Consider the following 24,579-nt stretch of genomic DNA (forward strand, 5'->3'; position numbering starts at 1 on the left):
AGTTCAGACGCGTGACACTAGGGGGTAGCACTTCCAACCCCCGCCATGAAAGTACATGACTATGTACTGTGCGTGCGGGGGGCAGCCCAGAACGTGGGAGGCGTGCCGTCACCCGAACCAGACCTAAGCCGCCTGCGAGATATCTTTGTCACCGCCCGCGCGGAGTCGGGGATGACGTTCGAGCAGCTCGCTGAAGCATCCGGCCTGCACCGGCAAACCCTCACCAACATCGCCCGCGGCGCAGCGAAGGGCGACTTGCGCACCTGGCTCATGCTGGCAAGGGCCTTCGACGCGACTCTTGACGAGCTCCTGGCGCCAGTGTGGCATGACTCAGCATCCTGAGGCACCCGCCCATACCCGGACGCGAAATTGAGCGAAGCGCTGCCCCGGAAGGCGGAGTTGTGGACTGGGAAGCGTCCACCGTTTCGACCCGCCGACATGGGTGACACCGAATGGTTGAAATGCCTGGAGGCCGGTCGCGTCGTCTGCGTCACGGTACGCGGTGTGGTCGCCGTGGCAGTAGCGGAAACGCTCAACTCTCTTTTGCGGGGTTGCCCTGATCGGGACGTGCCAGGCGTGCAAACGGCCCTGCAAAGGCACATGTGCGAGACCATCAGGCTTGGGCGCGAGCTGCCTAAATATGACGAAGCAGATTTACTACTACGGTCGCCGGAAACCGCGCCACTACTGGGAAGTCGACTTCTTCTCGGACTGCTGCGACGCGTTCGAGAAGAGGTGGACCAGCCTGAGCTGACCCGCATCGTTGATCAGGGTGTTCCCGTGACCGAAGGAACCCTTGTTGCGGCTGCACCGGCTCTTGATCGAGCAGGTGCTGTGCACGCTGCCCGCGAACTCGTTGACCTGTTGATCGACAATGCAGCAACGACCGCACCGAGCCGTGGCGGCAAGGACGTGAGTCTGCTGCTGCATGGGAGTGGGCGCGCCTACCGGGTGACGCCCCTGACGCAGCGAGACATGGTGCGCACAGTCATCCCCCCGGATGGCACCCCGATCGCGAATAAGGACATCCGCGAAGCCGTCAAGGAACAGTTCGGCGACGCGGCACCAACCGACAATCAGATCGACCAGACGATTGTCGGCCTGCGCCGCGACAAGGAACTGCGGCGCGTCTCGCATGGCGTCCAAGCGGCGACGGAGTTGTTCGGTCACGAGCCCTACCCGACCGATCCGGGCCGCAAGCGGGCTCGGAGCTAGGAGCACGTGAATACATGAGTGAGCACCCGTATCGGGTGCACCCAGAAAAGACGAAAGCTCCCGCCGCCAGCGTCAACTGGCGATACGAGAGCCGTCATCAAGGTCTTGGAACCGCCTTCGATGCTACGGCACCCCCAGCGGGCACGCAATCATCACTCCTGGGTGCCCCATGCCCAAAACTCTCCGAACCGCGCATGACCCACACGTCTGCGTCGAGCGCGTCTTCCAGCGCGGCGAGTGTCGCGACGTCGCACCACGTCTCACCGCGGAGCACTCGCGTCACCGTCGTGTGCGCGACATTGGCGCGCGCCGCGACGCTACGCACGGACTCGCCGGACGCGTGGAGGTGGTCACGCAGGCTGCGGCACGTCGCTTGCACGCGTTCTACGTGCGGTGGGGCGTCGTCGCGCAGCACCGCATCGGGCCAGCTGCCACTCGCGACGTAGCGGGCTGTGCGCGGTGTGCGGGCGTCACTCATGCACCCCATTTTGCCCGGGATTTCGGGGTTGTCGGTGCCTACACCTCTAATGGTGCACATGAGCACCACTTGGGGATGGGCGCATGACCGCCACGCGACCGGCACCACTGACTCTCGACCAGGCCGATGTGCTGGTGGCCGCCATGAGTGATACGCCGCTATCGACCGCCATCCGCGTCCTCATCGCCACCTGGCGCGAGCGTGCCAGTGCGGGCGACATGTCGCCTCAGACCGTCGACAAGTTCACCCTGCTCATGGGGCGATTCGACCGCTACGCCTACGCGACGGGCGCCCTCATTTGCGCCGACGTCACCCCCGACCTCGTGAGCGATTTCATCCGCGCGCACGGTCGTGACAGGCAGGGCAACGAAGCGCCACCATCGGTATCGACGCAGCATCAGCGACGCAGCGTCATCCGGCTGTGGGCCCGCGACGCGATCGTCGCCGGGTACCTCCTCGCTGATCCGACGCTGCACCTCGATCTCCCGCCCCGTAGCCGGTCGCTGACACGCCCGGTCACGGACGATGAGGTCGCACTCATCGAGTACCAGGCCGAGTCGTGGGCGACGCACACGCGCCACGCGGCGACAGTTGCCCTCGCCCTCAGCGGCGTCCACTCGGGCGAAATTGCGTCGATTCGCCCCGGCGACGTGCGGGACGGGTTGATCGCAGCGCCTGGGACCGTACGCGTGCAGGCCCGCACCCTCAGCATCGCGTCGCCGTGGTGCCGTCGTGTCCTCACCGAGCGCGTCGACCTCGTCGGTGGCGCCGATGGTGGGCGCACCCTCGTCTCCACGGGCAAGGGCACCGACGCACAGCAACAGGCCCGCGCGTGCACCGCTATCCGAGACGTCATCATCCGTGCCGGACTCGACACTGACCCGGCGATTAAGCCGTCGTCCCTGACGGCGCATCCCGCCCGCGCCGTTTTCGACCGCACGGGGCGTATCCAGGATTCGGCGCGTCTGCTTGGCGTGACATCGCTCGACGCGGCAGCGTCCGCGATCGACTGGGACTGGCAGGCCGCCCCATGATGAACACCGATGCGCTCACCCGAGAGCGGGCCCGTGTGACGCAGCTGTACAACGACGACCTGGTGAAGCGCATCAAGTCCGGTGACGCTGTACTGATCGGCGACCAGCGGGTCGAAGCGGTCATCCGCAACAGAGACCTCATGAGCCTCGGCGCGCTCGTCCCCGCTTCGAACGCCTCCGGCATGGGCCGCCCCAGTCGGTACCCGTCCTGGCTGTGGGTGTACATCGCGGCCATAGTCGGTACCCGCGGCAGCCAGCGCGCCGCGATCAACTGGCTTCGGTACCCCCGACACTGGTTCACCGTGGTGGACCTCTTTCGCGAGGTCTACGGGGACGAGGTCGCAGCCAGGCTGCCTCAGCAGCCGCCCTGCCGCTCCACGGTGCGGCATCACACCAAACGCATCATTGCTGTGTTTCCGATCCTGCAAGAGGCAGCCGCCGCCCAGTGGGTGCGCCAAGCGCAAGCACAGGGCTGCCTGGACCCTGAAGATGACAGCACGTGGATGGAGCCGTCACGCGGTTGCACGGTTTGGGGTGACGGCACCGTCGTCAAATCATCCGTGCGGCAACGCAAGAGCACCGAGAAGGCCGTCCGTCAGGCTGACGCTGCGATGTACTACGAATGCGGCGAGGAAGACGGGAACCCCGTCTACGGAGTCAAGTACGTCACCGTATCGACACGTCCTTCCTCAGACCCCTACGGCCGCGTCATTCTGCGTATGGAGCGGCAGGTGGGTGCCAGGGAGGCAGATCAGGGCGCCACCATGATCGAGCGCATTCAACACCTGTGCGGCGGCGCGATCCGCGCTGTCGCATGGGACGGCGCCCACCGTGGACTGCACCGCCAACGCGTCCTGAACGCCATCGGCGCGATCCCCGTCACCCCACCACACGGCAGCGTCAAACCGCGACGACTCAGGCGCGCCGAAGACGGCACCGACCTGTGGACGTGCGACGGAGCTCTGTGCGCCATGACGCTCACCGTGGAAGGCAAGCGCCGCTACGAACCGTTGCCCCTGCACAAGGTGCTCCGCCGACGCCGGGCCGACGGCACGTTCCGCTGGTATGCCGAATACGCCCTGCCCAGCGGCCTCATCCACCGCGAGCGACTCGATCAGACTCTCGAAGACGTCGCCACGAAGTTCAACCGCGCGGAGCACCTCCAACCCTTCCCGAAGGGCACTCCAGAGTACGAAGCCGTGTATCACCGACGCCCCGACGCGGAATCGCTGCACGACACCCTCGACAGCCTGTTCTACAAGGGGCGAATGATCGCGTACTTCAAGGAGACGCAAGACCTCGCCATGCTGTCGTTCGCCCTCGGGCAGAACGCCGTCTCGCACTGGGTGTACCGCCTCTCGCAGCTCGGAGGTGAGCTGCTGACGAACTGAAGGGCGCCCCATTCAAGGCACCAGTCTGCCCGCCGACCGCCATGGTCGCGCGGGCCCCAGCCGTGCAATCGGCTAGGCTCTGACACGCACGATCCGGCGGCGACTTGCTCCCCTGCAAGCGGCCATCACGACCGGATCGTGCAGGACCAGGCCACAGCGACGTGAACGCCCAGGCGTGAGCGACTTTTAGTCCACCTTTTCGCCCGGTCCCGCTCCCGTAGCTCAGGGGATAGAGCACCGCTCTCCTAAAGCGGGTGTCGGCAGTTCGAATCTGCCCGGGAGCACAGCTGAGAACCGTTGCCCTGCAACGGTTCTCAGCAAGTCATGCTGAGAGCGAGATGCTTGGCTGGCGTCGCGGGCGCCCTGAAGTGCACACAAAGTGCACAGCAGTCAGAAGGCGTGATCACTCAGGTCGCCTGAGCTGGCCACAAAGGCTGCCGCTGCTTCTGCCGCAGCACGCTCTTCCTGGCTGCGAGTCTCTTGCAAGGCGCGCGAGTGCACATACGCCGCGTGCGCCCGGTCGATGGCATCAGCAGCCTTGCCTACATCGGTATCGAAGAGGTCGCTGTAGGTGTCGAGGGTGATACTGGCGCTCGCATGGCCGAGCATGTTGCGCACCTGAAGAGCGCTGGCGCCGCTGCTGATAGCGATGCTGGCCGCGGTGTGTCGCAGCGAGTGTGGCGTGAGGTCAGGCACCCCGATCTTCGCGGCTGCGGCATCGAACCAGCCGCGGCGGACGCTGCGGTTCCGCAAGATCTGTCCCTTGGGGGAGCGGAAAATGTGAGCCTGATCGTTGAGGTCTACACACAGGGGCTCCAAGAGGTCCATGACGTGGCGAGGAACCCTGATTGTTCGCGGATTCCCGTTCTTCGGTGGCGACTCGACAAGCGTTCCGTTCACCTCGGTGAAGGAGCGCTCGATGTGAAGATCCCGGGTGCGAGTGTCGAGATCGTGGCGCTGGAGACCGGCGAGTTCACCGAAGCGGATGCCCGTGATGGCGAGGGTGCGAATAACGGCAGTAGCCTGGGGCCACGTTGATCCGCCGAGCTCGGCGGCTGCCTCCTCCAGTGCCTGCACCTGGTCCCATTGCAGGTAGCGACGACGCTTGGGGACTTCGCGCCGTCCGACGCGGATGTCGGCAATGGGGGAGCGGGCAATCCAGCGGTCTTGCACCGCAAGTTGCAACGGACCGGAGAGTACGGACAGTGCCTTCTTGCGGGTTGCCTGTGCGCCGGGGAGCTCGTCGATCCACCGCTGCACTTCTGCTCGAGTCACCTTGCTGAGGCGGACTTCGGACCATCGGGGCGCGACATGGTTCTTCCAGACTGACGCGTTGCGTTCTCGCGTAGAGGCTGCCCACTCAGGGTGCGCCAAGACCCAGCTGGCATAGGCGTCGCCGACGGTGGCCTTCTCGCGTTGAGTCAGTGTCAGCGTGCCTGACTCGAGGCGAGTGCGGATCTCGGTCGCATGGGCTTCGGCGTCGCGCTTCAACGAGAATTGTCTCGAGCGCTGGCGACCTGCATCATCTCGCCACCGGACCTGCCACGTCCGCTGATCAGCACGCTTAGACACCGACACCATGAGCACAGTCTGACAGGCGCCTCACGTACTCCGCTTGAGCTTCAGCAGCGCGGTTTTCAAGACCGCCGCTTCGATGCAGCCAGGGCTCACATGCCGCGCCGATCCGCGGTTACATCTACTCGAAACCGGCTCGATGAGCACCTGGCGGGGTCACCTTTGGCACACAAATGGCACACGTGCGGCCCCATCCGGCGTCCGTCTCCTGGGCTCCCTGAAAGGGCGCAGACTGCTCATCATGTCTCGCCAGAAGAGCATCGGCGCAGGAAGTCGACGGCCCGGGCCACACGCGCGCATGACGCGATTCACGTGTTGGGTGCCGTCAGACCCGCGCGTCGCAGCGCTCCTTCCGAGCGCCTGCGCCGCGTCAAGACTCGAGCAGGTCGCGCCTCAGCCGTCAGAAACGCTATGCCCACTGCGTCGGGTTGTCGGGATCACTCGGGTCGATCGACGGCTCTTCGCGATCCTCGGTCGACCACGCCCGATCAAGCTCGGTGCGCCACCCATCCATTTCTGCGGGGTGTGAGCGAGGGGGAGCGTCGAGACCGAACTCGTCGACATTGAAGGGTACTCGTCTCGGCTGCCCCGTCATGCCCTTGCTCTCGCTCTGGGCGATGCGTTCGTCCTCTATACGCATGGCCTCTAGGGCGCCTAGCACGAGGACGTCAGCGGGCGTGTCCGGGGCGTCGTGGGTCTCCGCGCGCACGATCAGCCACCTGGCTACCGCGCGCGCCGCCCGGTCCAACGCGTTCTCGTAGCCAACGAGCGCCCGGGCCCGGTTAGCCGCTGCTCGTAGGGTGGGCACGTCGACATCCACGAGGGCATCCAACGTCACGCCCAGCGCCTTGGCGAGAAGCCTGCCCTGATCCAGGCTCGGAGACATCTCACCTCGCTCTAGGCGGGAGATCCCTGATTGATCGACGAAGATCTTCGAGCCGAGAAATTGGCCCGACCATCCATGCGCCTCGCGCATAAAGCGCACCGCTTCCCCGAAATCTTGCGGGTCAACCTCCGACACCGTGGGTCTCATGAGCATCGAATCTAGCGCAAGAAACGGCAGAAGACGCATAGAAACAGCGTCGCCTCCATGCGCACCCACCCTCACGCTGGAGACATCAAGAAACCGTCTCGACCGACGAGAGGAAGAACTCATGGACCGTAACGACTTGATGCCCCTGCCCGAGGTGGCCGCCTATCTCGGTATGCGACCGGGGGCGATCTACTCCGCCCGCAGCCGCGGTCAGTTCCCGCCCGCAGCGCGTCTTGGGGGCAGGTTGGTATGGCGACGCAGTGACATCCAGCACTACCTCGAAGAGCTCGTCGCTGCCGATGAGAGGGACATGGCAGAGCACCGCTGGCGGCAGATGACCGTTAAGCGTCGCGAGCAGCCGCCAGCGTCGGCGCCCACGTCCCGCGAGGGTGGACGGGGTGCCAGCCATGTCTGAGGTGCGCGACACGGCCGTTGTCCCCCGGATCCTGGTGGCCAGGTTCGACAGTCCGCGACGAAGCATCTGGACGCGACTGGCCAAGCACACGTCTCCTACCGCCATCATGCAGCCGCCTGGGGCGGGGGCTGTCTTTGCCGTTTGGGACTCGGTCCATCCGCGCCTCGCTGACGAGGTCGTTGCGCTGGTGGCACCCCAGCCGGTCTGCTTCCTGACCCGTTTGGGGCCGGTGGGAGAGGTCGATCCCATGGTCCAGGCGTTCATCGGCGTTCTCGCGGAATATCAGGCCCTGGAGGCAGGAGAGGGCTGGGGATAACCACACCCGCAGCCAGCACCCGAGGTCCGGCCAGAACGCCTCCCGCCCTGCCCGGACTTACACCCCCACAACGAACAAGGACCGGGGTAGCCGCCCCGGTCCCTGAATGGCGAAGCGCCGCGGCTTGGAGAGCCGCTTCTCATGAATGAATCTAGCGTAAACCCTTTCACCGCGTGGGCGCAGCTGCCCCACACGGCAGTGCCCGACACCGCCTTTGCACGCTGGCCTAAGCCTGTTCGCGACAAGCTGATCGCCAGCGCCGTCAGCGAGTCCGTCGCGCAGGCATCTCAGTGGTGGGCCTTCGACGACGAACCCGAGATGCAGGAGCACTTCAACCTGTCCGGGCTCCAGTACGCAGGCGTCGGCCACCTGCCTGTGCACGCCTTCCCGGTCTTGTTTATGACCGCCCGCGGGTTTGCCCGCGTAGGGGCTGACGCGCCTCTGACGCTCGGGCGCGCGGTCGGGGGCCAGGTGCGTACCGCGGTCAAGATTAAGAAGGACTCCAACGACGGGGAGTCAAAGCCCGCACAGTATTTCACGCTTACTGGCCCGGGGTTGGACCAGCCGAACGCACCGTACGTCGGACCACTCGCGGGGAGGGCCGTTGCTGACGCGACGCAGCCGCTGGTCATCACCGAAGGGCCCCTGAAGGGCGGCTCGCTCGAGACGCAGGGCATCCCGGCCATCGCTTTGAACGGGGTGTACAACGTCAGCTGCCGAGTGACCGACGGTCTGGTCGTGGATCCCGACACCGAGGAGTTGAGGCCCCGCCGTGACGACGACCCCGAAGCACGCGTCTTCCACCCCAGTCTCGAGGCGTTTACGTGGAAGGGACGAGACGTCGTCATCGCTTTCGACGGCGACGTGATGATCAAGCCTCAGGTGAAGGAGGCGTGCCGACGTTTGGCGGGCCTGCTGGAAGGCCGCGAGGCCCGCGTGTGGTTCGCGCACCTGCCGACCACGCTGCCTGGGAGTGACAACAAGTGCGGAATCGACGATTTCCTCGCCGAGCTCGGCCCCAAGGAATTCGTAGACACGATCCGCGACTACGCCCCGGGCGAGCCCACCTTGCTGAGGCAGGCCCTCATGCAGGGCCACGATGCCGACGCGGACTGGGCGGAGGCGTGGGTCGCAAACCGGGCCGCGCGCTACGCGCGCTGGGTGGCCGACATGAAGACCTGGATGGTGTGGCGTGCCCCTATCTGGGAACCGTGCGGCGTGCCACTGTCTCATCTGTCCTCATGGCTGCTCGATGAGGCCCGGCGTATCGAACCCGAAGTCGGTGTCCTGAACGAGGAGATCGAGCCCCTGGAGGAGCAGATCGCGGCCCTCAAGGAAGAACAGAGCGCCTATGACAAGGACGACGACGAATGGAAGGAGCTGGCGGCGGAGGTCGGGAAGCTCACTCACGAGATCAACGGGAAGTCCGCCCGGAGGGATGCCGTCAAGCGTATCGAAAAGACGATTCGAGACGCTCGCTCTCGGCGCCGCATGGAAGCGATCGCGGCCGTCGCGGCCGATCTGTCGAGCCCCATGCGGATCATGACTGCCGACCTCGACCCCAATCCGCACGCCATCCCGATGAGCAATGGCATGCTGCGCCTGGACGATCTCGACGAGTCCGGAGCGCCGCGGCTCGTGCCGCACGCGCCCGAGATGCTGTCTACGATCAAGCCGGGTTGCGAATGGCGAGGGCTGGAGGCGACGAGCCCCTTGCTGGATGCGCTCCTCGAGGCCCTCCCTGACTTCGAGACGCGCACCTTCCTGCAGTGGATCGTCGGAGCTGATCTGCTGGGTACGAGCACGTCGTACCGCTGGCTGGTGCAGCTCGTCGGACCGGAAAGCAACGGCAAGACACTGCTCATGGATGCTATTCATGGGGCGTTCGGGGACAGTGTGCGGCTGCTCACCGATGAGGTACTCGGTGGTACGGAGCCTGGTGCGCCCTCCCCTGGGCAGATGAAACTGCGCGGTTGCCGCCTGGGCTACCTGGAGGAGGTACCCGGGGACATCATCCGAGCTCATCAGCTCAAGCGACTGGTAGGCACCCCGACGCTCAGCGCTCGCGAGCTCCACAAGGGGCTCGTGACGTGGAGGGCTACTCACTCCCTCATGCTCATCACCAACGACGTCGTCCAGATCGCCGGAGGAGACGCGGCGGCGTACGGACGGGTGCAGCTGCTGAAGTTCCCGTTCACGTTCACCGATGATCCCACTCTGCTCGAGATGGGCGAGCAGTCCGGATACCGGCCCCGCAATCCGGCTTTGGCTGCGGCCGTGAAGTCGCGAGAGCCTGACCTGATGGCAGCCGTCGCAGCATGGGCCGTCCGAGGATCACTCGACTATCTGGCTGCACAGGAAGACCCCGAACGGCGACAGCTGGGCCGCGGCCTGGGCATGCCGCTTCCCCGCGAGGTGGAACGTGAGACCAGCCGCTGGCGCGGTGACGTCGACGCGGCCGCGAGCCTGGCCGAGTACCTCGAGGTCACCGGTGATCCCACCCATTTCCTGCCCAACGACGACCTCAAGATCCTGTGGACCTTCACCAGTGACCAGACTGGCCGCAGCGCTCCGAGCGCACGCACGGTCAACGACCGAGTCTCCAAGGCCGAGCCCCTCAGGTCCGCCCTTGCCAGGGGTGACGTCACCCGGCCGAACTCTCCCCGCAAGGTGGGCGGGCGCTCCGTGCGCGGATGGGCCGGGGTGCGGCTGACCGCAGCAGGGCACGCAGTCGTGGCTCAGGAACCGGTAACGCTCATCGCCTGGTGAACACCTCAGGTGGGGCGAGATCGCGACGATCTCGCCCCACCTGCGGCTACGAAGAGGCACGTGCGGTTACAGGCTCGGGCGCCTTTGTAACCGCGCGGGTCCGCTGAAATTCCAGTGGTTCCTGCCCCTTCTTCTACAGAACTACAGGATTCTCCAAGAGTCTCGACCTGAGGGATGCTCCCCTCACACCTCGCTATCGGCAGGCCTAGGCGCTCGTTGCCCCTGTGGGCGCTACGGAGATGACACGTAGATGCGTAGTTCTGTGTCACGCCCCATCGGCGCGGGCCTGGTGGTGACCATCAGTCGGAAAGAGCTCGGCCAGCTCAACCCCGAGACCGCAGGAGAGCTTCATCATCGTGTCGAGCGAGGGTGCCACCTCACCGCGCTCGACGCGGCCCACCATCGAAAGGTGAAGATCCACCGCATGTGCGAGAGCCTCTTGCGACATCCCGCGCCCGGTCCTCACGCGTCGCACTGACTCCCCGAAGCGACGTCGCCCTTCGCGAAGATCCGCAGCGCTCGGCGCCCCAGGTGCGACGGGGGATCCAGGTTCGGGAGATGGCACCTCACGACCGTGCTGGAGGCGAGCGCCACGATCTAGCGCATATATGCGCTATCGTCGGGGAACTTGCCTGACTCTCGCCGGGGTGCGTGAGCGGGCCGACTGTGGGAGGTCTCACCATGCCCAGAAGTTCACTGATGGTCACGTTTGCGGGTGCAGCCTGTTTCGCCCTGTCAGCTTGCGGCGGGGGCAGCGGAAGTGCACACGATTCCAGCACCGCCACCGCGCCGTCGAGCAGCTCAGGTAACACGGGTTCCGCTCATAGCAACTCCTCGCCCAGCAGCAACGGACAGGCTTCAGCACTAGCCTCGGCTACGGCCGATGCCTCCCTGCCTAAAAATGCGGGCAAGGCCGTGTGGGTGATCCATGACGGCGGCTCATACTTGATGTCGACCGACGCCACAGTGGTGACGCAGGCGTCCTCTGACGCCGAGCGTCCTGTAGTGCGGGGCTACCACACCCAAGACGGCAGCGCGGCGTGGACCCTCGACACGAAGACTCCCCCGGGCGTGCAACTCAACGGGCCTGATTCTTCGTTGAGCGGGCCGTCCGTGACTGCCGCAGGCCAAGGCTTCGTCGTCACATGGCGCGGGACTCCTCAGAACTCGGGGAAACCATCTCTCATCTCGGCAGCGTTTTCCGCAGAAACCGGCAAGCAGGTGGGCAAGACGCTCGTGAATGAGCTGGGGCAGACGCCCCGCGCCACTACCGAACCCGCCCCGCCATTCGCGGCCAACGTGTTCTCGATCGGCAGCGCGGGGGACTTTACCTCCGTATCAGGCAAGCCTCAGTGGCTTTTCGGGGACGGCTCGACCGGAACGGTTGTTCATCAAGTCAAGGGGGTCGACGTGAATTTCACGGGCGATCAACCCTTGGTGCCGACGTCACCGCGAGGCGGTTTCGCCGCGTGGCCGCCGGACACCACGCACACGCGCACCTGGACTTATCAGGCGTACGAGGGCGAGTCCCTCACCGGGTCACCCACGACCTGCGCGCACACGCCGGACCTGACGAGTACGAAGGCGGTTGGCTCGCCCAACGGGCGGTTCATCGGTTGGGGCGCGGCGGTCATCGATGTGAAGACGCAGCACGTGCGTTGTCTTGATCAGCTGCAGGATCGCCCCGTGACCATCAATCAGGTCGGGGACGACGGCGCTACCTCTGGCAGCACTTTGGAAGGGCAGTTCTCCGCCCCTGCCGGTTCGACATCTCCGACACCACTGGATCGCCGCGCACCGCTGCCTCTCGCGACGCTCAGCAACGGCATCACCATCGCGACAGGCAACGACGCGATCGTCGGCCTCAAGAAGTAATCGCTTGGACGCATCTGGAGGAAACATGGAGACAACGCGCAGGGCACTTGCACTCATTGGAGTGCTCACACTTCCGACGATCGCCGCATGCGGTAGCTCCGACAGCGGTGGTGGGGGCGCGTCTGACGTGTCTTGGAAAGAAGTCGTCGCTAAGAAAGTCGACGCTACGGCGGCGTGCCAGGACCTCTTCGGAGCGCACAACTCTGATGGCGCCAAGAAGATCGGCACCTCGGCCCTCGCCAGCGCGCCGTCTGACCTCAAGATCACCGGCGAGGTCGACGGCGACAGCGGCGGCAAGAGCGGCGACTCGACGCTCGATCTGCAGTGCAATCTCGGTGGTGTGGCGACCCGCTTCTACCCGAGCGGTCAGTCCGACATGGCAACCGACACCTCCGTCACGGCCGACGCCAATGGCTTTTCTGCCGAGTCACACGCGGGGGCCAAGGGCCCAGGCATGCAAAGCGTTCTGGCAGATGCCGTGAAGCATCTGAAACCGTGAGAATCCACGTCGCCTGCCCCTCCGAGAGTCACCTTTTCTTTTGACTCTCGGAGGGGCAGGCGACGTGGATTTCTGGTCGTATCGCGCCGCGCAGACCGAAGACGGTGCTTGTCGAAAGCACTGGCCGCGGGCTAGTCGGTTCAGTCCCACTCGGGTTCGACGACGCGGTCTGAGAGGGCGGTCAGTACGCGCGGTGCGCGATAGCCGTGGTGCTCGCACAGCACGGTCGCGCGGTGGGTAGCGAGGCCGATGGCTTCCGCAGGATTGCGCCCGGTGGTCACGAGCGCACGGCATGTCAGCCATCGACAGACGGTCCAGAGGGCTGTGGCGATGCCGCCGTGTTCCTCGCCGCCGTGGAAAACCGCGGTCGTGCTCAGCACGCGGTGGAGGGGCTTCAAGCCGCGAGAGTGCAAAGCAGCGCCAATCATCATCGGCTCGTAATACGCGCCGTCGAGGGGCCACCATGCGCATGCAACGACGGGACTCGAGAGCGACGGATCGCGCATATCGATGTCTGAGAAATCGTCCACGCCGGTGCCAAACTCATGGACCACGGCTTCGATGTGCGGGCGGCTGCCGGGGTGCCACCAGGCACCGTCGACAGGTGAGGCGCGCAGCGCGCGTCGATCCACTGGCCTCGCTGCTTTTCCTGAGACAAGCTCCCCGAGGAGCACCGCGCTGACGTCCATGCGCCACGGGTCGTCGGCGCGCAGACATCTCCCAAGCTCGGCCAGCAGACACGTCACGAGCAGCGGCATTTCGCGCGTGTGGTCAAGGGCGCGGGCGAGATCACGCGATGTCGCAGCACGGAAGCTCCGTGCTGCGACCGGGTCGGTGTGCGCCATCGCCCACGCCCGTAGAATCTGATCAAGGGGCGGATCGGTCCGTGTCATGGCGTCCAAGTGCGACGCAGTTTGCGACGCGATCGCCGATCGTCCTGAGAGACTGTGACGCATGAGTGTGACGGTGCATGAGGTCCTCGACGATATGCGGGCGAAAGCGACGTCGGAGCGGGACAAGGGTTCGCGGTTCGAGCAGCTCATGGCCGCGTACCTGCAGACCGATCCGTTGTTCGCCGATCAGTTCTCCGACGTGTGGTTGTGGCAGGACTGGCCAGGACGTGAGGGCAAGACGGACACGGGCATCGATCTCGTCGCTGTCGACCGCGTGACGGGTGAGAACGTCGCGATCCAGTGCAAGTTCTACGCTGAGAACCACACGGTGTCGAAAGGCGACATCGACTCGTTCTTGTCTGCGTCGGGCACCTCGAAGTTCGGGCAACGCGTCATCGTCGACACGGGTGCTCCATGGGGCAAGAACGCCGAGGACACGATCCGTGACCAGACGGTGAAGGTGCGCCGCATCAGCCTCGCCGACCTGCAGAACTCGAACGTCGACTGGAGCAAGTTCACCTGGTCCGCGCCCGATTCGCTACCGACGGTCGGGAAGAAGACCCCGCGCCCGCATCAGCGCACCGCGATCGACAAGGTCCTCGACGGTCTGAAAACGCACGATCGCGGCAAACTCATCATGGCGTGCGGCACGGGCAAGACGTTCACGTCGCTGCGCCTCGCGGAGGAGCAGGTCGGTGCGGGCGGCAGTGTGTTGTTCCTCGTGCCGTCCATCTCGCTGTTGAGCCAGACGGTGCGCGAGTGGTCAGCGAATAAGTTGATCCCCCAGGACGCAATCGCGATCTGCTCGGACCCGAAGTCGACGAGCCGCTCCAACGCCGTCGAGGACATTTCCGCCGTCGATGTCGCCCTGCCCGCGTCGACGAACAACGCGGTCGTGCAGGAACGCTGGGCGAAAGCAGCCGAACGTCCTGAGTCGATGACGGTGATCCTCTCGACGTACCAGTCCATCGACGTCGTCGCGGGTGCGCAGGCCCAGGGCGGGTTCGGTCCGTTCGACCTCATCATCTGCGACGAAGCCCACCGCACCACGGGCGTGAGTGTCGCGGGACAGAATGAGTCGGCGTTCGTACGCGTGCACAACAACGACGTCATCCAGGGCACCAAGCGGCTCTACATGACGGCGACGCCGCGGATCTTCGGTGAGGACTCGAAGAAGAAGGCCTTCGACGGTGCCGCGGAACTGGCGTCGATGGACGACGAGTCGAAGTTCGGGCCTGAGTTGCACCGACTCGGGTTCGGCGAAGCCGTCGAGAAGAACCTGCTGACGGATTACCGCGTGCTCATCCTCGCCGTCGATGAGGAGTACGTGACGAGAAACTTCCAGACCGAGCTCGCCCAGGATGGGGAGATTCAGCTCGGGGACGCCGCGCGGATGGTCGGGTGCTGGCAGGGCCTGGCCAAGCACTTCGACACGGTCGAGGGCGAAAGCCTCGCCCCGATGAAGCGCGCGGTCGCATTCGCGAAGGACATCAAGACCTCCAAAGCCATCGCGCAGGCCTTCCCCGACGTCGTCAACAAACACGTCGCCGCCGTCGATCTCCCCGACGACGCGGCTGAGGAGCAGTCCACCGATCTGAAGATCGAGATCCAGCACGTGGATGGCTCGTTCAACGCCCTCGCGCGCAACGAGCGTCTCGACTGGCTCAAGGCCGAGCCTGCCGACAACACATGCCGCATCCTGACCAACGCCCGCTGCCTGAGCGAGGGCGTCGACGTGCCGAACCTCGACGCGGTGCTGTTCCTCACGCCCCGCTCGTCCGAGGCCGACGTCGTGCAGTCGGTGGGCCGTGTGATGCGCAAGGCGCCTGGCAAGGAGTACGGGTACATCATCCTGCCCGTCGCCGTTCCCGCGGGCACGCCGCCTGAGCAGGCGCTGAACGACAACAAGAAGTACGCGACGGTCTGGCAGGTGCTGCGCGCACTGCGCGCCCACGACGATCGGTTCACCTCGACGGTCAACCAGATCGAACTGAACAAGAAGAAGCCGACGAAGAAGATCGGCATCGCGGGCATCGACGCCGACGGCAACGTGCACACACCCGATGAGGAAACCACCCAAGGTGAGCTCGACCTCATCTGGGGTGAGTGGTCGGACGCGATCTACGCGAAGATCGTGCAGAAGGTCGGCGAGCGACGCTACTGGGAGTCCTGGGCGGCCGACGTCGCGAAGATCGCCGAACAGCACATTGCCCGCATCAACGGCATCCTCACAGGCCCCGACAATGCGGTGACGGCCGAGTTCGAGCGGTTCCTCGACGGGTTGCGCGGCAACCTCAACGAAGGCATCAGCCGTGATGATGCGGTCGAGATGCTCGCCCAGCACCTCATCACCCGCCCCGTGTTCGAGGCGCTCTTCGGTGGCTACGACTTCGCGAAACACAATCCCGTCGCCCAGGCGATGGAGAGGATGCTCGCCTTGTTCGACGAGCACTCGCTCGACACGGAGAACTCCAGTCTCGAGGGGTTCTATGCGTCCGTTCGTTCACGCGTCGAGGGCATCGATAACGCCGAGGGGCGCCAGCGCATCATCGTCGAGCTGTACGACAAGTTCTTCGCCACCGCGTTCAAGCGCACCGTCGACAAGCTCGGCATCGTCTACACCCCCGTTGAGATCGTCGACTTCATCCTGCGCTCGGCCGACGCCGTGCTGCGCGAACACTTCGGGCAGACGCTCTCGGACGAGGGTGTGCACATCCTCGACGGGTTCGTCGGCACGGGCACGTTCATCGTGCGCCTGCTGCAGCTGGGCCTCATCGAACCGCATGACCTGGCGCGCAAATACGCGCACGAGTTGCACGCCAACGAGATCCTGTTGCTGGCGTACTACATCGCGGCGGTCAACATTGAGACGACGTATCAGGACTTGCGCGGGTCGCTGGAGCAACCGACGGACTACGAGCCGTTCGAAGGTCTGATCCTCACCGACACGTTCCAGTCATGGGAGAACGACGACCGCCTCGACACCGAGGTGTTCGTGCAGAACAATGAGCGCCTCGCGAAGCTCAAGAAGCTTGACATCCAGGTGATCGTTGGTAACCCGCCGTACTCGGTGGGCCAGGACTCGGCGAACGACAACAACGCGAACGAGAAGTATCCCGACCTCGATGCTGCGATTCGACGAACCTATGCAGAGAATTCCTCCGCCACACTCCTAAGAAACCTATACGACTCGTACGTGCGCGCAATTAAGTGGGCGTCGCTGCAGATCAAGGACCGCGGTGTCATCGCGTACGTAACGAACGGCGGCTGGCTAGAGTCCAACGCCTTTGACGGAATGCGCAAGAGCCTGACTGAAGAGTTTAGCGACATCTACGTCTATAACTTGCGCGGCAACCAGCGCACCGCGGGTGAGCAGTCGCGCAAGGAGGGGGGGAAGGTTTTCGACGCTGGCTCCCGCGCAACGGTGGCGATCACGGTTCTCGTCAAGGACCCCGCAAAGTCGGGCCCTGCGACGATCCACTACACCGACATCGGGGACTACCTCACCCGCGAACAGAAGCTTGCCAAGGTCGCCGAGGCGGCCGACGTCAAGGGACTCGAACCCCTGGCCATCACCCCAAATGAGCATGGCGACTGGCTCAACCAGCGACAGGGTGCATTCGCCGATTTCCTACCTCTGTCGAGCACAGACAGCTCCATCTTCACAACCAGCGGACCTGGCATCCTCACAAATCGTGACGCGTGGGTCTCAAATTTCTCACAGAACGCATTGCGTCGTTCAGTGGGTCTCCTATCTGACAACTTCAACAGAGCCTTGCAATCGGGTCTGGGACCCAATGAGATCACGGACACGACACAAATTTCTTGGACGCGCAGTCTGCGCAAACGATTCGCCGCGGGCAAACTCTTGGAGAGGGGTGGCGAGATTCGCACTACTGCTTACCGCCCTTTCATGAAACAACGCCTTTATTTCACTGCGGATCTAATCGAGGTTCCCTCTCGTATGGCATCTCGGGCGCCTACCGGCATGGCACAACAGTTCCTCTCCCTCAACGGCCCCGCCTCAAATGACCCTTTCGGCGCGCTCATCGTGAGCTCCGTCCCCAATCTGCACCTTATGAACACAGGGCACTATGTAGAACGGTATCGCTATGTGAAGGTTGAGACAGATCTCAGCATGCTCTCATTTGAAGGCTCAGATGCAGGCGTGGTTATCGATGACCGTCGACGCATCGATAACATCACCGACGAAGCCCTGATGACCTTCCAGGCGGCGTACGGAACCCCGATCACGAAGGACGACATCTTCTTCTACGTCTACGGGCTGCTGCACTCGCCCGACTACCGCGAGACCTACGCGGCGGACCTGAAGAAGATGCTGCCTCGTATCCCGCTCGTCGAAGACGCGCAGCCGTTCATCGACGCAGGACGCAGGCTCTCGGAGTTGCACCTCGGTTACGAGACCGTCGAACCGTACCCGCTCGAGGGGCTGGACGCGCAGCCTGCCGACGGTCAGGATCCGTACGCGTTCTACGCGGTGGGCGACAAGAAGATGCGCTTCGGTAAGCCGTCGCCCGAGCAGAAGGCCGCGGGTGAGCGTCACGACCGCACGACGATCCACTACAACTCGCGTATCACCCTCGCGGGCATCCCGCAGGAGGCGTACCGCTACATGCTGGGGTCGCGGTCGGCGATCGAGTGGATCATCGACCGTTACTACATCAAGACGGACAAGGCCTCGGGCATCGTCAACGACCCGAACGACTGGTCGAAGGAGGTCGGCGACCCGCGCTATATCATCGACCTGCTCGCCCGCATCGTCACCGTCAGCCTGGAGACGATGAGGATCGTCGACGCCCTCCCACCCCTGGCGATCCGGGAGGTGCAGTGAGATGGCGCTGTTCCGTATCGAGCAGGAGGGCCAGGGCTTGGTGCCGTTCGCGCAGTACGCGGCGGGCGACGGGTTGTATGAGCGCGAGGTTGAAGACCTGTTGTGGGACAACCTCGAGGAGATGCTCGGGCGGACGCTGTTTCGCGTGGCGCGTCAAGCGCACCTTCCGCACGGGGGTATCCCCGACATCCTCGCTCTCGACGAGACGGGTCGGATCGTCGTCATCGAGGTCAAGCGTGACGTCGATCGGCAGCTGTTGTCCCAGTCGCTGGAGTATGCGGGGTGGGCGCGTGAGAGCAACCTGCAGGAGGTTGCGACGCTGTACACGAACGGTGCTCAGCAGTTCTGGGCGGACTGGCAGGAGTTCACCGGCACCGAACAGCCCGTGCCGATCTCACCTAATCCCCATATCGTCCTGGCGGCGGCGTCCTTCCACCGCCGCACCGAGGCCGCGATCGCGTTCTTGCGCGGCGCGGGGGTGCCCTTGGTCGTGTTGAGCGTCGGTATGTATCAGGACGCTGACGGGCAGAAGTTCCTCGACGTCGATCGTCGCGGGGAGCTTGGCCCACCCATCGCTACATCGGTCGGGAACACCGAGACCGGAAACGACGGTGGCTCAGCAAAGCGTTCCTTCCCTGCGACGCTTGCTGATCTGCTCAACGCCGGGTTGCTGCATGAGGGTGAAATACTTGCCTGGCACCGACCACAGAGCGAGCAGACGTTCACCACGACGGTCGAACGAGATGGGCGCCTCCGCTTGCCGGATGGGCGGCACGCGTCGTCGTTGTCGGCCGCGGCCACGATGAGTGTCGGGCACGGCAGTTACCCCGGATGGGAGTGCTGGCGCACCCAAGACGGCGAGCTGCTGTACACGCTGAGAGACCAGTTCCTATCGCCCGTCGTCGATCCAGGTGCGACCCTCGACGAGTAGCTGCTTCGGGGCGTATCCCGCGGCACCGCGGCCTTCCAGCCCCGAGCTTGTCGCGCTCCCCTACCGGGCGGTGGCCCGGCTGACCGTGCGGGCGGAGACGCCGAATGCGGCCGCGCACTCCTCGAGAGACGCTCCATCGTCTCGCATGGCACGCACCGCTCGTACCTGCGCTTGCGTCAACGCTCGCGGGCGTCCCCCAACTCGTCCGCGCCGCCGCGCGGCGGCGAGCCCGTCGCGCGTGCGCTCCGATAGATGGTCGCGTTCAAGCTGTGCCACGGCCAGCAGGACGGTCAGCACCAGCCTTCCACTCGGCGTGGACGTGTCGAGGCCAAGTTGCAGGACGCGAAGACCCACTCCGCGCTGCTCGAGGTCATCCACGAGTTCGAGGACGCCACGAACGTCGCGGCCGAGCCGATCGAGGCTCACGATCGTGAGGACATCACCCGTACGCATCCACGCGAGAGCGGCTTGCAGCTCGGGGCGGTCCATCCGCACACCAGTGACCCCATGATCGATGAAGATGCGCTGGCACCCTGCGTCGCGGAGAGCATCGATCTGGCGATCGACGAGCTGCTCAGCGGTGGACACCCGTGAGTACCCGACAAAAACGGGGGTTCCGGCACTGTCAGTTTTGCGGGGGTTTCCGTCCATCTCAGCGCCGCCGGAACTCGCAGTCATCGCGCTGTGGGGTTCTGTCGCGCCAGAATCGATCGATTCTGACGTGACGTCGAACGTTGCCCTTCAGTCGATTACGACACCTTTCATCTGTTTTCCAAAACTTATTTTCTGGAACGTTTCATCGGGCCAGTGGATGCCGCTGGGGCTCGCGGTCGTTGAGAGGGGCAGGCGAATCCCCACGGGTCGGACCCCTGCGAGATCTTCGGGGGATGGGCTATCCAAGAGCCCACGCCAGGTGTCATGGACAAGTGCGGCGGAGTGCGCGTCGAGGCGGTAGTGGGCTGTCTTGATCATGGACCTCAACACAAGAGCCAAGAGCCACGCTTCGCTGACGATGACCAGCGGGTCGATGTGAAGGATTGTCCGGTCAAGTCCAGGGGGCGGTTCGCCCTTGGTCGCGCGCCTGCGATGTAGAAAGTCGATCGTAACTTTGTCGAAAATCTTCGCAGTGGTCGGGCCGTTGAGCACCTTGGCGGAGATCCGCCCCTGATCATCTGGCTTGGCGATCGTGAGGCTCGCAAGGAGGTGATCGTCTACGCGTGCGGCGACACCATGCTTGATCTTGTTAGCGGCACCACCCAGGTTAGCTCCCTGCTTCAGGGTGACGGTGATCGATCGATTGATCCAGCTACATGTCCGATCGATAGCGCGGAGATGGTCTTGCGTAAGGCTTGATCCATCGGGAAGGGGCAGCAAGATTCCGGCGAGAATCGCATGGCCGTGGGGCGAGTTCAACTGGCTGGTGACAGCCTTGATGACTTCAATAATGCTATTGGGAGATTCTGAGATCTCCACGCGAATACTGCGCGGACCATCGACTGTGTCCCGCGCAGCAAGTCGACCGTAAATGTGTCGTAGGAGCGCTTCGCCGACCTGGTGCCTAAGGAGGAAAGCATCCATGGCGAGGTGGGCACCATTTCCCCTGGTCGGGCCTGCGGGCGTTGCGGTGCGAGCGGCGGTCGGCCCGATCATGTGCTCTATTGCAGCGAGTCTGGACCGCGGGCCCGAGGGGCGTTGAACCAGTGCCTGCGACAGCCCCTCCAGCCTGTAAAAGAAATACTCGCTGGGGTCGGCTTCTACGTACTCTCGATCGATGTCGAGACACATGGCGCTATCGAGCTCGGGTGAAGCGGGTGGTTCGAACACAGATCTGCACTTTCAACTACTAGAGGCCCTTGATTCCGCGTTGGACGCGGCTCAGATAGATAAGCTCCGGACGGCGATCTTTCTCTCGATAGGACAACGCCTCCTGGACTAATGCATCAGCGGTAGACACGCTGGCTCCGGCGGCAAGGCTGAGAAGGCTGTCCAGTCCCGTGATCGAGGAGATCCCCATGGTCAGAACGCCCCCGGTGGCGATGCGGTTCAACCCTTCTCTCAACAACCGGCGGCCCGTAGCGCGTCCGACGGTCTTGGCTGCGGCACCGCGCCCCATGCCTTCAATGGCGGGAGCGACAACGTCGCGCCAGTACTCAGCGATGTCGCTGTTGAGGGGCTCATCGAAGGCTTGGGAGGAAAGCTCGTTGCTGATCCCGCGTACTGCTGCACGGTAGGCACGCCGCTCGCTGGTGAGGTCGTCGCGAAGTCTCAGCACGTCCGCCATGGCGGCGTTGGGGAACGTTGGGAGATGGCTAACCAGTCCTGACCCCACTGCGGCGCGCTTCGATCGGTCCTGGGTTGAGGCCCAGAGGGCTTGGGATTGAGCGTGGCGATCCGCCACTCGTCTGGCGCGGTCATCGAATAGGAGGGTGGAGCCAGGGTCGGACAGGCAAGCAGCGACCTGGTCTGCGAACCAGGCTTTGTGTTCGCGAGGCTGATGTTCAAGGTTGAATCCGGAGTTGGCAAAGGTCAGAATGCCGCGCTCACGTGCGAGGTCTAGTTCCGGCGTGAGTGCTGAGTCATACAGGGCGTCGGCTTCGAGAAGGGCTTCACGGATAGCGGGTAGATGCTCTGCCTCAAGCTTTGTGCGCCTCGGATCATGCGCTGGAAGCTGGGTGAGACTGGCCAGGCGCTTCCTGACAGACTTGACAGACTTCGTTTCGAAGATACGCATGAGCGTTAGGTCAGGCAGGCGGCGGACATCGTCCCAGGGGGAGATCTTGTTAATTCCCCTCAGCGGCTCGAAAGTGTCCAGCATCGCCGACGTCGCTGATATGAGTTCAACGCGATCGGCATACAAGAGAGCGCTACGGACCAGCTGCAGCTCCCGGCGAAGAGTGTTGCGCTCCAGTCTGCGAAGTGGTGACACCAAGACGGTGACGGTCGTACCCGGCGCTGCCTCACTGTTTGCAGCCTTCACGGGTGAGCGCATCAGCTTCCTCCTTCACCTTCGTCCTAGTTATTCCTCGGTTGGTTCAAGGGAGCAGGGGCATAGACCCCACGACCACTGAGCGCATCGTAAAGAGTCCGACGGGAACAGCTTAGGTCGCGAGCCACTGCGGCCTTCGGGGCTCCTGCCTCGACACGGTCACGAGCATGCTTGACTTGCTCCTCCGTGAGGCGGCGAACACGGCCACGGTATGCCCCGCGAGCCTTGGCGAGTTCAATACCTTCACGCTGACGTTCACGGATGAGTGATCGTTCGAGCTCGGCGACGGCGCCGATGAGTTGGCGTTGGAAGGTTGCGAAGGGATCCGAGGCGTCGGCGGTGAACGTCATTCGCTCCTTGACGAACGTGACGGCAACGCCGCGTTGAACGAGCTCGTCCACGATGGACTCGAGGTCAACAAGGGAGCGAGCGAGACGGTCCATGCTGGCGACTCGAAGTTCGTCACCAGCGCGCACCCAGGACAGTGCCGCGCTCAGCCCGGGCCGATCTGAACGGGAACGACCAGACACCTCATCCGTGAAGAGGCGATCAACCTCGCCGATGGCGACGACCTGACGGTCAAGCCGCTGGCCGACCGAGGACACGCGGGCGTAACCCACCTTCTGCCCCGTGATGTGTGCATCCATCTCTAGACCTCCGCACAGTTGTGTGCATCAAGGGCAGAACCGACCTCAGATGCGCGCGACATCGGGTCGAGCGTGAATGGTCATCTGAGGTGTACCCCAGATACCCAGTGCGACGGTCGGGCCGCAGACAGCTGGCTTGAAAACGCGATTATGATGGTGGTCATGAGCCACAGTGCCTTCGACTACCTGATGCTCGCCCTATCAGCTGCGAGTGCGGGCGGCGTTTGCCTAGCGGGCGCACAGTTGGGGCTCGCTCGGCGTGATGCTGCTGAGCGCGCAGAACAGCGGGAGGAAGCGAGGCGCGAAGCTCTGATGGATCAGGCCTCTTGCGTCAGCGGCGAGGTTGTCGTTGATGACGATAACTCTGGCGGCGTGGTGATCCGCGCCAAGGTAACCAACGCTTCGCCTTACCCCATCCACGAGGCCTCCTTCTGCCTCTCAGATGAGCCCTTGCCAGTTCGCAGCGTCGGGTACGTCGCGGGCAACGATGTCCGGACATCAACGGCCGGGTTCCCCGGACCTAGTAGCCTTCGTACAGGTGACCCCTTACCGTCACTGGTATTCCGCGATCGGCGGAACCGTTGGTGGCGGCGCCGCGGATCCGGCGAGCTGGAGAGGCTGCAGGATCGGCCGTACCTCGACCCGACCGGTAGCGCTCAGCGGGCGACCAGTGCCCAGAAGTTCATGGGTGCTGACTCCAACTTCGACTTCTGAGTTCCCGCCATGCGCTTCAAGGCTGCCTCGTGGGCATCGGTGCTTACCGAGCTATTGAGGCTGTAGCGAACCTGTCTGTTCCGAGATCAATTGGAGTGGAGACGCCCGAGTTCCCAGGGGCAGAGCGCGCAATGAGCACGGTGAAAGCCAATTAAGAGCACGTCGAGAAATGATGGAGATCCGTGGCGAAGTCGCCTGGTACCCGACGGTCACCGCTCAGGGTCCACATCAAGCGGGGCCAGGCATGCCCGTGGGCGAGCCCGCTGTAGGTGTTCCATAGCCATGCTGCTTCGTCTTTCAGGATCGCTACGTTCCCATCGGTGTGCTCATCCGGTGCGGCGATGATCAACGCTTCAGCGATAGCTGCGGTCATGTCGTCAACCGTCGTGCCATCCTTCGTCTCCATCTTCGAAGACCCCAGTGCCTGATGTTGTGCGCGGAAGCTATCCAGAAGTTCTTCAGGGGCCCGCACCCCGGCAAGGCCTTCGAACTGGACGTACCGTTTGAGTCCGCGGATCCCGCTGCCGAGATCTTGGGCGACAACTGCAGCGGCTCGCTCGCTTCGAAGTTCTGGGCCTGATGGCAGCAGGACGTAGACAACCCTCGCAGCTCGGACCAGAGCAGTACGCATGAGGGCCTGAAAGACGATCAGTGAGGTGGGCAGCTCATCAGTCACCAGTCTGGCGATCTGCTGCAGCGATCCGACTGATGCTTCGGCAGCGGAGAACAACACCTGATCGAGGCGAAGGGGCCCGTCCGCGAGCCCCTCTTGTAGTCGGTAGAGCTCGGTGGAGGCCGGGACTCGTTCAATCGCATTGAGACGCTCGGCCAGCTCCGTGATGGGATCCTGGATGACGAGGAGAGCGCGGTCGAAGTGGGCAGCTACGACGGGGTCGGCCAGGCCGAAGTCGATCATGTGTTCTCCTGAAACCGAGCCGTCGAGTATCTGCAGCCTA

At 64.1% G+C, this 24,579-nt stretch carries 22 protein-coding genes and 1 tRNA gene; 13 read left to right on the forward strand and 10 right to left on the reverse strand.

Features of this window, described 5'->3' with window-relative positions; translation table 11 throughout:
- The first annotated feature begins 141 nt into the window (after positions 1–141).
- The gene (locus HMPREF0321_RS17255; protein WP_260853058.1) at positions 142–342 is read left to right on the forward strand and encodes a helix-turn-helix transcriptional regulator; all 201 of its coding nucleotides are present in this window, start codon (positions 142–144) and stop codon (positions 340–342) included.
- Between the two features lie 96 nt (positions 343–438).
- Complete coding sequence (locus HMPREF0321_RS16065) at positions 439–1,215, forward strand: hypothetical protein (protein WP_139023604.1); 777 nt, start codon at positions 439–441, stop codon at positions 1,213–1,215.
- 97 nt (positions 1,216–1,312) lie between these two features.
- Here the strand turns inward: HMPREF0321_RS16065 and HMPREF0321_RS16775 are convergent, their stop codons facing one another.
- A complete protein-coding gene (locus HMPREF0321_RS16775; protein ID WP_217490532.1) occupies positions 1,313–1,693 on the reverse strand; it encodes a helix-turn-helix domain-containing protein in 381 nt (126 codons plus the stop codon).
- 143 nt (positions 1,694–1,836) lie between these two features.
- On the opposite strand from HMPREF0321_RS16775, the gene HMPREF0321_RS08425 reads away from it, so the two are divergent.
- From HMPREF0321_RS08425 to HMPREF0321_RS08435, 3 genes are all read left to right on the forward strand, one after another.
- Positions 1,837–2,727 (forward strand): hypothetical protein, encoded by an 891-nt coding sequence (locus HMPREF0321_RS08425; RefSeq protein WP_040014760.1) that lies wholly within the window; start codon positions 1,837–1,839, stop codon positions 2,725–2,727.
- Positions 2,724–4,118: a hypothetical protein gene (locus HMPREF0321_RS14915; protein WP_006945798.1), complete on the forward strand. Its 1,395-nt coding sequence runs from the start codon at positions 2,724–2,726 to the stop codon at positions 4,116–4,118. The genes HMPREF0321_RS08425 and HMPREF0321_RS14915 overlap by 4 nt, the downstream gene beginning before the upstream one ends.
- Positions 4,119–4,329: 211 nt before the next feature.
- Positions 4,330–4,402 (forward strand) — tRNA-Arg (locus HMPREF0321_RS08435).
- A 106-nt stretch (positions 4,403–4,508) separates the two neighbouring features.
- On the opposite strand, the gene HMPREF0321_RS08440 is transcribed toward HMPREF0321_RS08435, so the two are convergent.
- On the reverse strand, positions 4,509–5,609 hold the full coding sequence (locus HMPREF0321_RS08440; protein WP_175282477.1) for a site-specific integrase: 1,101 nt from the start codon (positions 5,607–5,609) through the stop codon (positions 4,509–4,511).
- 493 nt (positions 5,610–6,102) lie between these two features.
- Complete coding sequence (locus HMPREF0321_RS14920; RefSeq protein WP_217490533.1) at positions 6,103–6,714, reverse strand: helix-turn-helix transcriptional regulator; 612 nt, start codon at positions 6,712–6,714, stop codon at positions 6,103–6,105.
- A 133-nt stretch (positions 6,715–6,847) separates the two neighbouring features.
- On the opposite strand from HMPREF0321_RS14920, the gene HMPREF0321_RS08450 reads away from it, so the two are divergent.
- The 3 genes from HMPREF0321_RS08450 to HMPREF0321_RS08460 all read left to right on the forward strand — a co-directional run bounded on the left by HMPREF0321_RS08450 (position 6,848) and on the right by HMPREF0321_RS08460 (position 10,226).
- Complete coding sequence (locus HMPREF0321_RS08450) at positions 6,848–7,141, forward strand: AlpA family transcriptional regulator (protein ID WP_006945790.1); 294 nt, start codon at positions 6,848–6,850, stop codon at positions 7,139–7,141.
- On the forward strand, positions 7,134–7,457 hold the full coding sequence (locus HMPREF0321_RS08455; protein WP_040014747.1) for a hypothetical protein: 324 nt from the start codon (positions 7,134–7,136) through the stop codon (positions 7,455–7,457). The genes HMPREF0321_RS08450 and HMPREF0321_RS08455 overlap by 8 nt, the downstream gene beginning before the upstream one ends.
- Before the next feature lie 198 nt (positions 7,458–7,655).
- Complete coding sequence (locus HMPREF0321_RS08460) at positions 7,656–10,226, forward strand: DUF3854 domain-containing protein (protein ID WP_217490534.1); 2,571 nt, start codon at positions 7,656–7,658, stop codon at positions 10,224–10,226.
- Positions 10,227–10,491: 265 nt separating this feature from the next.
- On the opposite strand, the gene HMPREF0321_RS17410 is transcribed toward HMPREF0321_RS08460, so the two are convergent.
- Positions 10,492–10,791, reverse strand: a complete 300-nt coding sequence (locus HMPREF0321_RS17410) for a helix-turn-helix transcriptional regulator (RefSeq protein ID WP_050786536.1) — start codon at positions 10,789–10,791, stop codon at positions 10,492–10,494.
- Positions 10,792–11,174: 383 nt separating this feature from the next.
- Here HMPREF0321_RS17410 and HMPREF0321_RS16070 point away from each other — a divergent pair, with 383 nt between their 5' ends.
- A complete protein-coding gene (locus HMPREF0321_RS16070; protein WP_139023606.1) occupies positions 11,175–12,101 on the forward strand; it encodes a hypothetical protein in 927 nt (308 codons plus the stop codon).
- A gap of 61 nt (positions 12,102–12,162) precedes the next feature.
- A complete protein-coding gene (locus HMPREF0321_RS08475; RefSeq protein ID WP_217490535.1) occupies positions 12,163–12,600 on the forward strand; it encodes a hypothetical protein in 438 nt (145 codons plus the stop codon).
- Between the two features lie 140 nt (positions 12,601–12,740).
- Here HMPREF0321_RS08475 and HMPREF0321_RS08480 read toward each other — a convergent pair whose 3' ends face one another.
- Positions 12,741–13,445: a hypothetical protein gene (locus HMPREF0321_RS08480; RefSeq protein ID WP_139023607.1), complete on the reverse strand. Its 705-nt coding sequence runs from the start codon at positions 13,443–13,445 to the stop codon at positions 12,741–12,743.
- Between the two features lie 109 nt (positions 13,446–13,554).
- Here HMPREF0321_RS08480 and HMPREF0321_RS08485 point away from each other — a divergent pair, with 109 nt between their 5' ends.
- Both HMPREF0321_RS08485 and HMPREF0321_RS08490 read left to right on the forward strand, forming a co-directional pair.
- A complete protein-coding gene (locus tag HMPREF0321_RS08485; protein ID WP_040014750.1) occupies positions 13,555–18,345 on the forward strand; it encodes a type ISP restriction/modification enzyme in 4,791 nt (1,596 codons plus the stop codon).
- A 1-nt stretch (position 18,346) separates the two neighbouring features.
- Complete coding sequence (locus tag HMPREF0321_RS08490; protein ID WP_006945811.1) at positions 18,347–19,276, forward strand: hypothetical protein; 930 nt, start codon at positions 18,347–18,349, stop codon at positions 19,274–19,276.
- Between the two features lie 60 nt (positions 19,277–19,336).
- Here the strand turns inward: HMPREF0321_RS08490 and HMPREF0321_RS15580 are convergent, their stop codons facing one another.
- From HMPREF0321_RS15580 to HMPREF0321_RS15585, 4 genes are all read right to left on the reverse strand, one after another.
- A complete protein-coding gene (locus HMPREF0321_RS15580) occupies positions 19,337–19,954 on the reverse strand; it encodes a recombinase family protein (protein ID WP_371168042.1) in 618 nt (205 codons plus the stop codon).
- 63 nt (positions 19,955–20,017) lie between these two features.
- A complete protein-coding gene (locus HMPREF0321_RS08500) occupies positions 20,018–21,061 on the reverse strand; it encodes a hypothetical protein (RefSeq protein ID WP_040014751.1) in 1,044 nt (347 codons plus the stop codon).
- Between the two features lie 58 nt (positions 21,062–21,119).
- Positions 21,120–22,265, reverse strand: coding sequence for a hypothetical protein (locus tag HMPREF0321_RS08505; protein WP_139023608.1), 1,146 nt, complete (start codon positions 22,263–22,265; stop codon positions 21,120–21,122).
- A 23-nt stretch (positions 22,266–22,288) separates the two neighbouring features.
- Positions 22,289–22,897, reverse strand: a complete 609-nt coding sequence (locus tag HMPREF0321_RS15585) for a recombinase family protein (RefSeq protein ID WP_139023613.1) — start codon at positions 22,895–22,897, stop codon at positions 22,289–22,291.
- A gap of 174 nt (positions 22,898–23,071) precedes the next feature.
- Here HMPREF0321_RS15585 and HMPREF0321_RS08515 point away from each other — a divergent pair, with 174 nt between their 5' ends.
- Entirely contained in the window at positions 23,072–23,623 is a 552-nt protein-coding gene (locus HMPREF0321_RS08515) for a hypothetical protein (protein WP_139023609.1), read from the forward strand.
- Between the two features lie 151 nt (positions 23,624–23,774).
- Here HMPREF0321_RS08515 and HMPREF0321_RS08520 read toward each other — a convergent pair whose 3' ends face one another.
- Positions 23,775–24,539 carry a hypothetical protein gene (locus HMPREF0321_RS08520; protein ID WP_006945806.1) on the reverse strand — a complete coding sequence of 255 codons (765 nt, stop codon included), beginning with the start codon at positions 24,537–24,539 and terminating at the stop codon, positions 23,775–23,777.
- Between the last annotated feature and the right edge of the window lie 40 nt (positions 24,540–24,579).

Origin of the sequence: Dermacoccus sp. Ellin185, from assembly GCF_000152185.1 — a bacterium.
Classification (GTDB): domain Bacteria; phylum Actinomycetota; class Actinomycetes; order Actinomycetales; family Dermatophilaceae; genus Dermacoccus; species Dermacoccus nishinomiyaensis.